Raw genomic sequence first — 14962 nt, forward strand, 5'->3', positions numbered from 1 at the left:
CATCGAATTAGCCGGACGGACACTAGTCTTGTCGCCCTTTACCAACAACCGCCGCCGGACGATGGGGCCTATGAATTCAGTGCATCAATTTGGCGTTCTTAAGCCGTTGGAGATCGTTTAAGGTAGGCAATCATGCCAAATGAGTGATAAATGATGCGTGAAGAACTGGGCGATCTCTCCGTGTTCATGACCGTGGCCGAGGAAAGCAGCTTTACCCGGGCATCGGTACGCCTGGGGCTATCGCAGTCCGCCGTCAGTCATTCCGTGCGCCGGCTGGAAGCCTCAGTCGGGGTTAAACTGCTCAATCGTACGTCCCGGCGGGTGTCGACGACGGACGCGGGCGAGAAGCTGTTGGCGACCCTGCGGCCCAGTTTCGGCGAGATTAACGCCCGCATTGAGGAAATCCGCATGCTGGGCGATGCGCCACGGGGCCTGGTGCGGTTGTCCGCCAGTAAGGCGGGCGCGCGGGTGCTCTGGCCGAAGTTGTCGAAGATTGTCCGCGATTACCCCGAGGTTCAGATCGAACTGAACCTGGAAAGCCGACTGACCGATCTGGCCGAAAACCGTTTCGATGCCGGCATCCGGCTCAGGGAGTTCGTCAGCCCCGACATGATTGCCGTTCGGGTTGGTCCGCCCATTCGAATGGTGGCGGTAGCGTCGCCGGAGTACTTCCGTGAACGCGGCGTCCCCGAGCATCCCACCGACCTTGACGATCACGCTTGTCTGCAGCTGCGGTTCCACTCCCATGCGTCGCCCTACGACTGGGAGTTCGAGAAAGACGGCGAAGAGATCGTGAAGAAGGTGTCCGGCCCGTTTGTCTTCAGTGAGAGCGACATCTGCATCGACGCCGCGAAGGAGGGACATGGCATTGCGTTCGTTACGGAGCCGGAGGTCGTCGACGATATCCGGGACGGAACCCTGCGCCGGGTTCTGGCGGATTGGTGCCCGCCCTTTGAGGGCTATCACCTGTGTTATTCGGGACGTCGCCAGATCAGTTCCGCGTTCCGGCTGGTGATTGATCGCCTGCACTATCGCGAGTAGGCGCGACCATCAAAAGCACCATTGATGAATACGATGCATAGCTGCGACCACTTTAACCCCCTATATCCCGGGATTTGTCGACTCTACGATCAATCCTGTTGATAAACAGTGAGCCTGAACAGGAGGACATCATGAGCGACAATATTCAGGGGAAAGTGGCCGTCATCACCGGAGCCAGCAGCGGTTGCGGGGAAGCCACCGCACGTTTGCTGGCGGAACGTGGCGCATCGGTCGTGCTGGGCGCCCGCCGCCTGGAGCGTATCGAGGCGCTCGCCGCGGAACTGACCGAGGCGGGCTTCCAGGCCAAGGCGGTCCAGACTGACGTGGCCGATCGTGCACAGGTCCAGAATCTGGTTGATGTAGCGGTTGAGACCTTCGGCCGCGTTGATGCGATGCTGAACATCGCCGGGTTGATGCCGCTGGCTCCGCTCGAGGACCTGAAATTTGACGAGTGGGAGCAGATGATTGACGTCAACCTGAAGGGCACCCTCTACGGCATTGGCGCCGCTTTGCCTCATATGAAGGCGCAGAAATCCGGCCACATCTTTAACGTGTCTTCCGTATACGGGCACAAACTCGGACCTGACGCGTCCGTCTACTGCGCCACTAAATTCGGCGTTCGTGCGCTGTCCGAAGGGCTGCGTCAGGAAGTGAAGCCGTACAATATCCGCACGACCGTTCTGTCACCGGGTGCCGTTGCCACCGAGCTCCTTGACCACATCAGTGACCAGGAAATCCGGGAGCAGACCCAGGATTTCGTCAGCCAGATTGCGATCCCGCCGGAAAGCTTCGCCCGCATGGTGGCCTTCGCCATGAGCGAGCCGGACGACGTGGACGTTAACGAGATCCTGTTCCGTCCGACGGCACAGCCGATCTAATGCGCTCGGGGCAGGCCGGTTCACCGACTGGTGAGCCGGCCTGATGTCGGAGCCATGTTTTCGTGGGTTTGACGCCACCCGGTCCGGGCATCAGGCGTCGTATCTCAACGCATCCACGAGGACGGCCAGCGCCGGCGACGACTGTTTGCGGTGAGGGTAGAAGACGTGCAGCCCGGGATGCGTCGGGAACCAGTCCTCCAGCACGTATTGCAACCGTCCCTCGGTGACATACGGGCCCACGACATCGTCGGGCAGGTACGCCAGGCCGTAGCCCTCCAGCGCGGCATCGAGCATCTGGTAGGAGTTATTGAACGTCAGCTGGCCGCTAACGCGTACACTCAGTTCCCGGTCTCCCTGGCGGAGCTTCCAGGCCATCAGGCCGCCTTTGGTGGGCAGTCGCAGATTAATACAGTTATGGCTGGTGAGATCCTCCGGCGTGCGGGGCGGAGGTTTTCCGTCGAGGTATTCCGGCGCGCCAACAATGGCCATCCTCAGGTCGGGCGCGATCCGGACCGCAATCATATCCTTGGCAACCTGTCCGCCAAGGCGAACGCCCATGTCGTAGCGTTCCGCCACAATGTCGGCCAGGCCGTAATCGATGGTGATCTCGACCTCCAGGTCAGGGTATTCGTGAAGCACTTTCGAGAGTTTGGGCCAGAGCACGTTACGTGCCGCGTGGTCCGTCGCCGTAATCCGGACTTTGCCAGCCGGTGTATCCCGAAACTCCTCCAGGTTGGCCAGATCTTCTTCGATTTCCTCGAATTTCGGCGCCACTTTCTGGAGCAGTCGCTCGCCGGCATCGGTTGGCGAAACACTGCGCGTCGTCCGTGTGAGCAAGCGAAGGCCCAGCCGTTCCTCAAGCCCCCGCACTCGATGGCTCAAGGCCGATTGTGACAGCCCGAGCTGTGCCGCGGCGCGGGTAAAGCTTCTTTGCCGCGCCACAGCAATGAACGCCAATAGGTCGCTATAACCTTCCTGTGCCATCGAATCCTCAGTCTGTTTCGGGTCGGTGCGGGCGGCCGATTATTCATCATAGCTGTTATAGCGCGCTTGATTAATGAATCTGTTGCATTGGTGCATTCGATATACCCTCGTTAATCGGCGTCCTCCTCTTTGATAAAACTATCAGCTGTCTTTTGAAACGGTTCCGGGCAGCGCCCGTGCGCGTGGCCGGAGCGATCAACCAATGTGTCCCGACCAATACCCTGGGGAGAGTTCTTATGAAAAAACTGGCAGCAGCAACGGCCATTGCCTGTTCCATGACATCTGCCGGCGCCTTTGCGGAGGACTCCGCTGCCACGATGGTGGTTAAGCCGAATGGCTCGCAGGAGACGTTCATTGGACCGGATCAGTACTTCACCGGCCACGCCCGAGTGGACCGACTGCAGAACCCCGAAGCCCCGTCGCGGGTATCTGCCGCGTACGTCTCCTTTGATCCCGGCGCGCGCTCCGCCTGGCACACCCACCCGCTGGGGCAAACACTGGTGGTTACCCAGGGTGTGGGCTGGGTTCAGCAGGAAGGCGGCGAAAAGATTGAGATCAAACCCGGTGATGTGGTCTGGACACCGCCGGGCGTAAAGCATTGGCATGGCGCGTCTTCGGAAAACGCGATGCAGCATATCGCCATCCAGGAGGCGAAGGAGGGCAGCAACGTGGAATGGATGGAGCAGGTAAGCGACGAGCAGTACCTGGACTGACGCCAGCCTGACTGCATTTACTCTCCGGTGGCGGCCCTCTGGCCATGCCCCATTGCGCCGCCAGCCAGTCTTCTCCTCCGATAAGCGGATCGCAAATAAGAGATGCCCAATGAAAAACATGCTTGCCGTACTGCCGATGTCGCTACTTCTTCTGGCCGGGCCATCCTGGGCGGAAGAGCCCGAGGCGGGTCCGTTCATGGAACTGCCGCAACGGGTACCAACGCCTGACGAAGTCAGTGCCGTCTCACCGGCTCTGGCAGCCTACACCAGGAACCTGCTTCTGGATGAGGTCTGGGAGCGGGAAGGGCTGTCCCAGCGCGATCGGAGCCTGGTGACGATCGCCGCGCTGATCGCCCGAAATCAGGTGATCGAGCTGCCTTACCACATCAATCGGGCCCTGGATAACGGAGTCAAGCCCGCCGAAGTCTCGGAAACCATCACGCACCTGGCGTTCTACTCGGGCTGGCCTAATGCCAATACCGCCGTTGGGGTCGCCTATAGGATTTTCGAGGATCGGGGAATTACCGCCGACCAGCTCCCGTCCGCATCCCCGGAGCTGCTTCCGCTGGATAAAGAGGCCGAAGCCAAGCGCCGGGAATACGTTGACAACCTCTACGGCGATGTATCGCCGGGCGTGGTTCATTACACGACCGAAGCCCTGTTTCTGGATCTTTGGCTCCGGCCGGGGCTGTCCCCGAGGAATCGAAGCCTGGTCACCGTCAGCGCGCTGGTGGCGGCGGGCAAGGTGGAGCAGGTGCCGTTTCACCTGAACCGGGCGATGGACAACGGCCTGACGCAGGACGAGGCGTCCGAGGTGCTCACGCAACTGGCTTACTACGCGGGCTGGCCGAACGTGTTTTCCGCCTTGCCGGTGTTCAAGAAAGTCTTTGCTGAACGCTGAGTCCGTTCCTACTTTAAGAAGAACGTTAAGCGGGCAGAAGAATATAAAGACGGAGAGAGCCAATGAAGACGTTGATCGTGAACGGGCAATCGCACGAGCTGGATGTGCCCGACGACATGCCATTGCTTTGGGCGCTTCGGGACGTGGTGCGTTTGCGGGGCACCAAATTCGGGTGCGGCATGGCGCTTTGTGGGGCCTGCACCATCCACATCGACGGACAGGCCATGCGTTCGTGCGTCACGCCGGTGTCCTTTGCCCAGGGCAAGGCCATCACGACGATCGACGCCATTGGCGAGGATCCGGTGGGACGCCGTGTACAGGAGGCGTGGTTGGATCTCGGGGTGGCCCAGTGCGGCTATTGCCAGGGTGGCCAGATCATGAGCGCCACGGGCCTGCTGAAACAGAATGCCAACCCGACCGACGCCGAGATCGACGACGCCATGAGCGGCAACCTGTGCCGCTGCGGCACCTACACCCGGATTCGGGAGGCCATTCACCTGGCCGCAGACGCAGGGGAGGAAAAGGCATGAGCTCATCCTCCGATAACCTGATCGTCGAGAACGTCAGCCGTCGCAGCTTTCTCAAGGGACTCGCGGCAAGCAGCGCCTTTGTGCTGGCCGCCAAGTGGGGCGTCGCCTCGGCGCAGGAGGCGCAGTATGGCGCGGACGCCATGCCTCACGGCTGGGTGGATGATCCCAACGTCTTTATCCGCATCGATGAGGACGGCACGGTGACCATCGTCAATCACCGCGCGGAAATGGGCCAGGGCATCCGCACGAGTCTGGTGATGGTGGCGGCCGACGAGCTCGGTGCCGACTGGGACCGCGTGCGCGTCGAACAGGCGCCCGGCGACGAGGCCAAATACGGCAACCAGAACACCGACGGTTCGCGCAGCATGCGGCACTGGTTCGACCCGATGCGCCGTGCGGCCGCTGCGGCCCGCATGATGCTGGAACAGGCGGCCGCGGACCGCTGGCAGGTGCCGGTGGCCGAATGCAGTGCCGATGTGCAGGTGGTCCGGCATACACCGTCCGGCCGGGAGTTGGGCTTTGGCGAGCTGGCCGTTGCGGCGCGCGAGCTGCCGGTTCCGGAGCGGGAGACGCTTGAACTCAAACCTCGCGAGGCCTGGCGCTACATCGGCAAGAACACGTCGGCTATGAACCAGGGCCGCCCCCTGGCGATCGACGGAGAGGACATCGTCTCGGGGCAGGCGATCTTCGGTGCGGACGTGGATTTTGATGACATGCTCTACGCCGTGATCGCCCGGCCGCCCGTTTACGGCGGCAAGGTCGCCAAGGTCGAAGCTGACGCTGCTAAGCAGGTGACTGGCGTCGTTGGGGTTCAACAGCTCGACGGCACCACCCAGCCCGGTGGTTTCCAGCCGCTGGGCGGGGTTGCAGTGATCGCCGGCAATACCTGGGCGGCTATCCAGGGGCGCAATGCGCTCAACATTGAGTGGGACAATACATCCGCCGGCGACAACGCCCGCTACGACACGGCCTCCTTTCGACAGGAACTGGAGCAGCGCGCCCAGTCGCCGGGCAAGGTGATCCGAACGCAAGGCGATATCGGGACCGCGCTGAAAAACGCCTCCGAAAGCGTCCAGGCGACCTATTTCATGCCACACCTGGCGCAGGCTCCGATGGAGCCGCCGGTTGCAACGGCACGGCTTCGTGACGGCAAAGCCGAAATCTGGGCCCCGGTCCAGAACCCCCAGGCGGCCCGTGATGGCGTGGCCAAGCAACTGGGCCTGGAACCCGAGTCGGTCACCATCAACGTGACCTTGCTGGGCGGGGGCTTCGGTCGCAAATCCAAGCCGGACTTCATCTTCGAAGCGGCGTCCCTGGCGAAAGCCTTCGAAGGCCGGCCGGTTCGCGTGCAGTGGACCCGGGAGGATGACCTGCACCATTCCTATTTCCACGCCCTGTCCGTGGATCGACTGGAAGCGGGGCTGGATGCAAACGGCAAGACGGTAGGCTGGCGCCATCGCACGCTGTCGCCGAGCATCACCTCGCTGTTCGGGCCGGACCCCGAACACAAGGGCGGCTTCGAGCTGGGGATGGGCTTTAACACCATGCCCTTCGACATCCCGGCGCTCCAATTGGAGAATCCGCCGGCCGCGGCCCACGTGCGCATCGGCTGGTTCCGGTCGGTCTACAACCTGCCGCATGCCTTCGCGATCCAGAGCTTCGCCGCCGAAGTGGCGGAAGCCGCGGGCCGCGATCATCGGGATTATCTGCTGGAACTTCTGGGGCCGGACCGCCAGATCGACCCCGAGTCCATCGGCGAGCAGTGGAACTACGGCGAGAACCCGGACCTTTACCCCATTGATATCGGGCGCATGCGCGCGGTGGTCGAGAAGGCCACGGCCGAGGCCGGCTGGGGGCGGGACATGCCCGCCAACCGCGGACTGGGGCTGGCCGTCCACCAGAGTTTTGCCTCTTACACGGCAGTGGTATTCGACGTGGAAGTGGCGGACTCCGGCGACCTCGTCATCCATAACGTGGACATGGCGTTCGACTGCGGCCCGCAGGTGAACCCGGAGCGGATTCGCTCCCAGTTGGAAGGGGCCTGCATCATGGGCATCGGCATTGCCCTGCAGAGTGAAATCACCCTGCAGGGCGGCCAGGTGCAGCAGGACAACTTCCACCAATACCATTTCGCCCGCATGCGGCATGCGCCGCGCAATATCCGGACGCACCTGATCAACGACAATCCCGATATCGCGCCCGGCGGCGTGGGTGAGCCAGGGCTACCGCCCATAGCGCCTGCGTTGTGTAATGCCATTTACGCGGCGTCGGGCAAACGCATCCGGGAACTGCCGGTGGGCAGTCAACTCACGGCGTGAGCATGAAGCCACTGGATCGCCAGGTGATCGAGCAGGGCGTGCAATGGCTCGAGGAAGGCGGGTCTCTATGGCTCTGCACCGTGCTAGCGACCTTCGGGTCATCGCCACGCGAGCCTGGCTCGATGATGGTGGCCCGAAGCGACGGCCGGCACGTTGGCTCGCTCTCCGGCGGGTGTGTCGAGGAAGACTTTCTCGAGCGGCTGGGCCAGGGCGAATTCGACCAACCGATCAGCGTGCTTCGATACGGCGATGAGAACGAGGGCAACCGGCCACGTGTCCGGCTGCCCTGCGGCGGTATCCTGGAGGTTCTGGTTGAGCGCCTGGAACCCCGAGCGTCGACGCGGGCACACCTCCAGGCCATCCTGGCGTCCATGGCCGGACAGCGGGACCTGGAGCGCCAGGTGGAATTGTCCAGCGGCAAGGTCTCACTGGAATCGACAGGGCGCCTGGAAGGACGGGTCGAGCGAACCCGGGACGGCGGCAGTGTACGCATTCGTATCGGGCCGGTCGCACGGCTGATTATTGCCGGCGTCTCGCCGGTCTCCGAGGTCTGTGCCCGCTTCGCACAAACGCTCGGTTTCGAGGTGATCGTCTGCGACCCGCGCGATGGTGTGGGCGCCGTTTTCGAGGACTCCGGTGTCGAATTCCAGGCGATTTTGCCGTCTCTTTTTATCGTCTCCGAAGGCGTCTGCCATGACGCCACTGCCATCGTGGCGTTGACCCACGATCCCCGGATTGACGATCTCGCCATGATGGCCGCCGTTAAGACACCGGCGTTCTATATCGGCGTCATGGGCTCGCAACGCACGTCCCAGGCCCGGGCAGCACGCCTGGCGCGCTCCGGCGGATTGAGCCCGGCGCAGATTGAGCGCATCCACATGCCGATTGGCATGGCGCTTGGCAGCAAGACCCCGGCGGAAATTGCGCTTGCCGTGATGGCGGATATCGTGCGCGTGCGCCAGGGTGGGGCGGCGAGCCAAGAGCGGGAAAGGCCCGGCATCGATCCGGTGAGCGGGCGAGAAGCGCGGGGAACCGAAACAGCATGAGCCACCGGTTTCGGCAGATCACGACGACCGCGCTTACTGTGTTGGCACTGGGGGCGGCCTGCGTCTGGGCTGGAGACTCCGAACCCAAGGGGAACACCATGAAGATACGCATCATCGTCGAAAACCAGGAGATGACGGCCGTACTTGAGGACACGCCTGCGGCTCGCCAGTTCTCCGGGATGTTGCCGCTGGATCTGTCCCTGGAGGACTTCCACGCCATCGAGAAGGTGGCCGATCTCCCTGACCGACTGTCTACGGACGAGGCGCCAGACGGCTACGATCCGGACATCGGTGACATCACTTACTATGCGCCCTGGGGCAACCTCGCGATTTTCTACCGGGATTCCGGCTATGCAAGAGGCCTGGTGTCTCTGGGCCGGATCGAAGGCAGCATTGATGCGCTGCAGCAACCCGGCCCGCTGGCTGCGCGGATTGAGAGAGTCGAATAAGGGCGAAAGGAAAAAGTAGATAACTAAAAATCGCGCTGGAGGGATTGGGTGCCATCGCCGCTCATTCTCTTTGGCTTGCGCTCCGGGTTTCGCCAGATACGGCGCAAAGCAGCCCATAAAGGGCCGCTTTTTGACCATCGGGCCGCGACTAATCCTTCTTCACCGGGCCGGCGAGGTAGATGTCGTCCGTGACCGGCTCAAACCAGTCCACCGGCTTGCCATCGAGTGCTTCCTGGACGGCCACGTGCTGCATGGCCGTTTTGTCCGTGGCGCCATGCCAGTGGCGACGACCACAGTTACACCAGATCAGGTCGCCCGGACGGATTTCGGTCTTGGGGCCGCCTTCACATTGTGTCCAGCCTACACCGTCGGTGACCAGAAGAATCTGCCCGAGCGGGTGAGTGTGCCAGTTGGTGTGCGCGCCCGGCTCGAAGTTGACCACGGCCATACCGACGCGTGCCGGTTCCGGCGCGTTGAAAACCTTGTCGATACGGACATTGCCGGTAAACCAGTCTGCTGGGCCCTTGATGGCCTCGGTTGAGCCGGCGCGATGGATTTGCATGTCTTCTGAAGTGTTGTCGGACGTGCTCATGATAAACGCTCCTTGAGCGAACGGTGTGAGATCGGATCGATACGACAATAGAAAGGTAGCAAGCCCCGATTAAATCGATTAGATATCTAATGCTGAATGAAGCGTTAAGCGGAGCTTAATAATGGCGACCCATCATCTGGATGATCTCGCGGTTTTTGTCACCGTGGGACGTGAGGGCAATTTCACGCGTGCGGCGGCCCACCTAGGCGTCTCGCCATCGGCGGTGAGTCAGACGGTGCGTGGGCTTGAGGAGCGGCTTGGGGTCCGTTTGCTGACTCGAACCACCCGGAGCGTGACCCGTACCGAGGCCGGGGAAAGGCTATGGCGGTCGGTCGCGCCGCTGCTGGCAGAAATCGATGAGCACGTCACCGCCGTCACCGATTACCGGGAGCGCCCGGCCGGTACGGTTCGCATCACGGCGGATGAAGTCGCCGCGCGCTATGTCCTCTGGCCAAAACTCCGGCCGCTGCTCGACACTTACCCCGAACTCACCATCGAACTGGTGACGGATTACGGTCTGACGGACATCGTCTCTGAGCGTTTTGATGCCGGGGTCCGGGTGGGAGGTGTGATCGCCGCGGATATGATCGCGATACCGATTGCGCCACCCATGCGGCTGGTCACCGTGGCGTCACCCGGCTACCTGAAGCGGTATTCCGCCCCTGCAACCCCTGAGGCATTGACGGCGCATCGTTGCATCAATCTGCGCCTGCCGACACAGGGCGGCCTCTATCCATGGGAGTTCGGTAGCGGTGAGAGGGAGTTCCGGGTCAGGGTCAGTGGGCCGTTGATCATGAACAGCGTGCTGCAGATCCTCCAGGCCAGCCTTGAGGGTGTGGGGCTGGCCCAGTTGCCGCAGGGCCTGGTCCAGAAGCACCTCGACCGCGGAGAGTTGCAGGAAGTACTGCAGGAGTGGTCCGAGCCATTCGAGGGTTATCACCTCTATTACCCCAGTCGCCGACAACACACGGCGGCATTCAGCGTGGTACTGGACGCTTTGCGTCTGCGCTGAAGCCGGACCGGCCGGATCGCCGATTAACCGCTGACACCCGAGCCACGCCGACCTCTCGTGCCACTGAATACCAACTCGGTATGGGTCGGGCAGCCCATAGCAGCAATCGTTCTGTGAGCGGCACTCAAAGCGGCGTGTTTTACTTTTAAAGTCGCTTGCTTTTTGCAACTATAAATAACCCAAGTGTGGTCGCTGTCTGCGCGTGAGGGGCGCGGTTGCTCGCCCCCATGGGAAATGAGCTAAAAGGGACGGCCCATGCTGCGATACTCGCCAATCCTCAGGACGAAGCTGTTCTGTCCGTACAAGGCGGATGAGCTCATGGAGCGCTGCCGCCTGCATCACCAGCTCGACCAGTCGTTGCACGATCCGCTTACCCTGATTTCCGCGCCACCGGCCTACGGCAAGACCGTGCAGGCATCGAAGTGGGCCCGTCACTGGGTGTCCGTTTCCACTGGTAACGGCTGGTCGACGACGGTTTTCGCCGCCGCAGTGGACCCAAGCGTTTTCTCAACGGGACAAAGCTATGTCTACCGATACAGGCGTTATAAGAAAAATCCTATCGCACGACGGCCTGGACCTGCTGATCCGGTTCGGTCTGATCGTCGTCCTGGTCGTGCTGTGCGACCGTATCATGGGGCCTTTCTGGAGCATTCTGATCTGGGCCCTGATCCTGGCCATCGCGCTCTATCCGTTGCACCAGAGACTGGCCCGCAGGATGGGTGGCAGGGACGGCCGGGCGGCTACGGTGTTGGTTCTCGGGCTGGTGCTGATTCTCGGCATTCCGGCGGCGGGACTGACCACGTCCTTCGTCAACGGCGTATTCGAGGTCAGGGACCGGGTTGAAAATGACGCGCTGGCCATTCCGCCGCCGGAGGAAAGCGTAGCCGATTGGCCGGTGGTGGGTGAGCGGGTCTACGCCAGCTGGCAGTTTGCGGCCACCGACACCGCCGGGTTTATCGAAAGCCTGCAGCCGCATTTCGGGGAAGTGGCCCGAAAGATCGTTGCCGGCGCCCGATCGGCGGTGGGGGCCGCGTTCCTGTTTCTGGGGGCGCTGATCATCGCCGGCATCATGATGGGCTACGGCAAATCGGGGCATAACGCCATGGAGCGGATATTCGTCCGATTGGCCGGCGACAACGGCCCCGGGATACTCACGCTCTGCATTGCCACGGTACGCTCGGTCGCCGTCGGGGTGCTGGGCGTCGCGTTTATCCAGTCCGTGCTGCTGGGCGTGGGGTTCATGTTCGCGGGCGTGCCCGCCGCCGGCCTGCTGGCCATCATCACACTGCTGCTGGGTATTCTGCAGATCCCGGCCGCGGTGGTTTTCCTGCCGGTGGTGGCCTGGATGTGGATGGGCAGCGACAACAGCGTGGTGGTCAATGTGGTGTTCACCGTCTACCTGTTCATCGCCGGGCTGTCCGATAACGTCCTCAAACCCCTGCTGCTGGGGCGCGGTGTGGATGCCCCCATGCCGGTGATCCTGATGGGGGCCCTGGGCGGCATGTTCACCGCGGGTTTCATCGGCCTGTTTATCGGCGCTGTCGGTCTGGCGGTCGGCTACCAGCTTTTCATGGCCTGGGTGGATCGCGGACTGGCCAGACGGGACCTGGAAAAGACGCCGCCGGCGCCCTGAGTTCGGGATGCTCGTGATGAATCCGAACTGCACCGTCCGCCAGACGCCAATCTCATGACGCGGGTGCCGCGGATCCTGCCCGTTTGCGCGCTGGTGCTGCTCGGCGCCTGCACCACGCTGGGGCCGGATTACCGACGACCGCCGTCAGCGTGGCTGGAACAGTGGCAGCCCGGCTACGGCGACTCGTTGCAAGAGGCGAGCCTGTCGGAAGCTGAACTGGCCTTCTGGTGGCGCCTGTTTGAAGATCCGGTGCTGGAGCGCCTGATCGGCATCCTGCGGCGGGACAATATTTCCCTTCACGTGGCCGGCCTACGGGTAATGGAAAGCCGGGCGCAACTGGCCATTGCCGGCAGTCTGCGTTATCCGCAAGCGCAAACGCTCGACGCCAGTGGCGCTTACACCGAGCGTCGCCCCAGCCAGACCAGCAGCGGCGACAGTGACACCTTCACCAGCTACCAGGCGAGCGTGTTCGTAGGTTGGGAAATCGATTTCTGGGGCCGGTTTCGTCGTAGCATCGAAACCGCGGACGCCGCCTTCTTCGCCTCCGTGGCCAATCAGCAGGATGCGCAAGTACTGCTGGTCGCGCAGTTGGCGGATTTCTACTACCAGTACCGCATCACGCAGGAACGCATCGCCATCGCCGGGCAGAACGCCCGATTACAGCGTCGCAGTTTCGAGATCACGTCGCAGATGTTCGAAAGCGGCGAGAGTTCGGAGCTGGATCTGCAGCAGGCCAAGGCCCAGTACATGCGCACCCTGTCCACGATTCCGGACCTGGAGCTGCTGCTGGTCCGCATCCGTAACAGCCTGGGCCTGCTGCTGGCCCGTCCGCCGGGAGCAATAGAGGAAATGACCGGCGAGCTGCCAGCACTGCCGGAGATCAAGCCCGAGGCCATCGCCGACATCCCGGCCGGGCTGCTGATTCGCCGCCCCGATATTCGTGTCGCGGCCTACCAGATCGCCGCCCAGACCTCACAGATCGGCGTCGCCGAGGCGGACAAGTACCCGTCCATTTCACTGTTCGGCACGCTCGGCTGGCAGGATGCCGGTCTGCCTGCCAGCGAGACTATTCGCACCATCAGCGCCGGTCCGTCTCTCAGTTGGAACCTGCTTAACTACAACCGCTTCACCAACAACGTCAGGGTACAGGACGCACGCCTGCAACAGCTGATCGAGAACTATCACCTGAGCCTCTTGCGGGCCGCCGGCGAGGTGGACGACGCGGTGACCGCCATCGTCAAGAATCACGCGAAGCTGCAATTCACCCGCCAGGCCCTGGCCGCGGCCGAGCGTTCGCTGAAACTGGCGACTTCCCGCTATCAGGAAGGCTACGCCGATTTCCAGCGAGTGCTTGACGCCCAGCGGGCCCTGGAGACCCAGTCGGAACGTAACATCATCGACCGCGGCCAGCAGATCAGCGCGGTGATCGCTCTTTACCGGGCCCTCGGTGGCGGCTGGACGGACATGCCCGTCGCGGACTACCTGCCGCAATCCATCCGCGACGAGATGGAACAGCGGAGCGACTGGAGCAACCTGCTGATCGCGCCGATCCCGGTGGAATCCGACTGGCTAGCCGAAGGCAATGCGGCCGGAGCGGGCGCCACGGCATCGGATAACCCCTAACAGGAGCGCAACGCGTCATGAGCAGCTCACCAAACGATGACCGGGATACCGTGTCCGCGCAGTCGACACAGCCACCCGAATCGCCGGAAACCGAGCCCGCCAGAGACAGGGAAGCGCAAGCGGCGCCGGTACAGGAGCAGGGCGGTAGCCACACCGGGGAGTTGATTGTCCTGTTCCTGCTGGCGCTGTCGTTCCTGTGGTATCTGCTGGCCGACCGCTATACCCCGTACACCACCCAGGCTCGGATCGAGAGCTACGTGGTAGGCATTGCGCCGCAGGTTTCCGGCATTGTCGAGGCGGTGCTGGTGGACAACAACCAGGCGGTGTCCGCAGGCCAGCCCCTGTTCCGGATCGACAGCAGCCAGTACCGGATTGCGCTGCAGGCGGCCCAGTCCCAGCTGGATTCCACCCTGAACCAGGTGGCGGCGGGTGACGCCACGGTGCAGTCGGCCCGGGCGGCTCTGGAGGCGGCTTTGGCGGATCGGGCGAAGGCCGAAAAAGATTATTCCCGACTGCGGCGCATGTACCAGGACGATCCCGGCACCATCTCTGTCCGGCGCCTGGAAATCTCCCAGGCGTCGCTGGAATCGGCCGAGGCGAGGGTGGATAAGGCCAGGGCGGATATCGAGGGCGCGATTCTGCAAAAAGGCGGCGATGACGACCAGGACAACGCGCTGTTGCGCGCGGCCCAGAGCGCCGTGGACAAAGCCGAACTGGACCTGAAAAACACCGAGATGAGCGCGCCCATCGCCGGTCGCATCACCGACTTGCGTACCGACGTGGGCAACTTCGCGGGGATGGGGACACCGGTAGCCACCTTGCTGGCCAGCCACAACGTCTGGATCAACGCCGAGTACACCGAGAACAACCTGCGCTACGTCCGTGCAGGGCAGCCGGTGGAGATCCTGTTCGACGCCATGCCCGGGGCCGTGTTCGACGGCGAGGTGGAGAGCGTTGGCCTCGGCGTGAGTGCCGGCCGGCCACCGCCGCCCGGAGCCCTGCCCAGCATTGAGAACGACCGCGACTGGTTGCGCCAGGCACAGCGCTTCCCGGTGGTGATCCGGTTCGACGAATCCCAGCATCCCGAATTGCCGACGCTGGTGCGGGTTGGCGGGCAGGCCACGGTGGTGACCTACACCGATGACAACAGTCTGCTGAACCCGCTGGGCCGGCTGTATATCCGCATGATGAGCGTTTTTTCCTACGTCTATTAACTTTTTCCACGTCTGTTAACAGAGGAGG

The 14962-nt window shown here is 62.7% G+C and carries 14 protein-coding genes; 12 read left to right on the forward strand and 2 right to left on the reverse strand.

Annotated elements, in window-relative coordinates; all coding sequences use genetic code 11:
* Positions 1-150 precede the first annotated feature (150 nt).
* Positions 151-1041, forward strand: a complete 891-nt coding sequence (locus GQB00_RS02670) for a LysR family transcriptional regulator (RefSeq protein ID WP_204355768.1) — start codon at positions 151-153, stop codon at positions 1039-1041.
* A gap of 131 nt (positions 1042-1172) precedes the next feature.
* On the forward strand, positions 1173-1919 hold the full coding sequence (locus GQB00_RS02675; protein ID WP_165855127.1) for an SDR family oxidoreductase: 747 nt from the start codon (positions 1173-1175) through the stop codon (positions 1917-1919).
* A gap of 90 nt (positions 1920-2009) precedes the next feature.
* On the opposite strand, the gene GQB00_RS02680 is transcribed toward GQB00_RS02675, so the two are convergent.
* Entirely contained in the window at positions 2010-2903 is an 894-nt protein-coding gene (locus tag GQB00_RS02680; RefSeq protein WP_165855128.1) for a LysR family transcriptional regulator, read from the reverse strand.
* 236 nt (positions 2904-3139) lie between these two features.
* Between GQB00_RS02680 and GQB00_RS02685 the strand changes: the two genes are divergently transcribed.
* The 6 genes from GQB00_RS02685 (at position 3140) to GQB00_RS02710 (ending at position 8860) form a co-directional block, all read left to right on the forward strand.
* Complete coding sequence (locus tag GQB00_RS02685; RefSeq protein WP_111496232.1) at positions 3140-3616, forward strand: cupin domain-containing protein; 477 nt, start codon at positions 3140-3142, stop codon at positions 3614-3616.
* A 109-nt stretch (positions 3617-3725) separates the two neighbouring features.
* A complete protein-coding gene (locus GQB00_RS02690; RefSeq protein WP_165855129.1) occupies positions 3726-4517 on the forward strand; it encodes a carboxymuconolactone decarboxylase family protein in 792 nt (263 codons plus the stop codon).
* A gap of 62 nt (positions 4518-4579) precedes the next feature.
* Positions 4580-5047, forward strand: coding sequence for a (2Fe-2S)-binding protein (locus GQB00_RS02695; RefSeq protein ID WP_165855130.1), 468 nt, complete (start codon positions 4580-4582; stop codon positions 5045-5047).
* Positions 5044-7365 (forward strand): xanthine dehydrogenase family protein molybdopterin-binding subunit, encoded by a 2322-nt coding sequence (locus GQB00_RS02700; RefSeq protein WP_165855131.1) that lies wholly within the window; start codon positions 5044-5046, stop codon positions 7363-7365. Before GQB00_RS02695 ends, GQB00_RS02700 begins: the two co-directional genes overlap by 4 nt.
* 2 nt (positions 7366-7367) lie before the next feature.
* Positions 7368-8411 carry an XdhC family protein gene (locus GQB00_RS02705; RefSeq protein WP_165855132.1) on the forward strand — a complete coding sequence of 348 codons (1044 nt, stop codon included), beginning with the start codon at positions 7368-7370 and terminating at the stop codon, positions 8409-8411.
* Between the two features lie 98 nt (positions 8412-8509).
* Positions 8510-8860: a cyclophilin-like fold protein gene (locus GQB00_RS02710; RefSeq protein WP_165855133.1), complete on the forward strand. Its 351-nt coding sequence runs from the start codon at positions 8510-8512 to the stop codon at positions 8858-8860.
* Positions 8861-9008: 148 nt separating this feature from the next.
* Here the strand turns inward: GQB00_RS02710 and GQB00_RS02715 are convergent, their stop codons facing one another.
* Positions 9009-9452: a cupin domain-containing protein gene (locus tag GQB00_RS02715; protein ID WP_165855134.1), complete on the reverse strand. Its 444-nt coding sequence runs from the start codon at positions 9450-9452 to the stop codon at positions 9009-9011.
* A gap of 121 nt (positions 9453-9573) precedes the next feature.
* Here GQB00_RS02715 and GQB00_RS02720 point away from each other — a divergent pair, with 121 nt between their 5' ends.
* The 4 genes from GQB00_RS02720 (at position 9574) to GQB00_RS02735 (ending at position 14934) form a co-directional block, all read left to right on the forward strand.
* Complete coding sequence (locus GQB00_RS02720; RefSeq protein WP_165855135.1) at positions 9574-10464, forward strand: LysR family transcriptional regulator; 891 nt, start codon at positions 9574-9576, stop codon at positions 10462-10464.
* A 523-nt stretch (positions 10465-10987) separates the two neighbouring features.
* A complete protein-coding gene (locus GQB00_RS02725) occupies positions 10988-12097 on the forward strand; it encodes an AI-2E family transporter (protein WP_165855136.1) in 1110 nt (369 codons plus the stop codon).
* A gap of 54 nt (positions 12098-12151) precedes the next feature.
* Positions 12152-13720, forward strand: coding sequence for an efflux transporter outer membrane subunit (locus GQB00_RS02730; RefSeq protein ID WP_165855137.1), 1569 nt, complete (start codon positions 12152-12154; stop codon positions 13718-13720).
* A gap of 17 nt (positions 13721-13737) precedes the next feature.
* Positions 13738-14934 (forward strand): HlyD family secretion protein, encoded by a 1197-nt coding sequence (locus GQB00_RS02735; protein ID WP_165855138.1) that lies wholly within the window; start codon positions 13738-13740, stop codon positions 14932-14934.
* Positions 14935-14962: the final 28 nt, after the last annotated feature.

The organism is Marinobacter sp. JSM 1782161 (genome assembly GCF_011421605.1).
GTDB lineage: Bacteria > Pseudomonadota > Gammaproteobacteria > Pseudomonadales > Oleiphilaceae > Marinobacter_A > Marinobacter_A bohaiensis.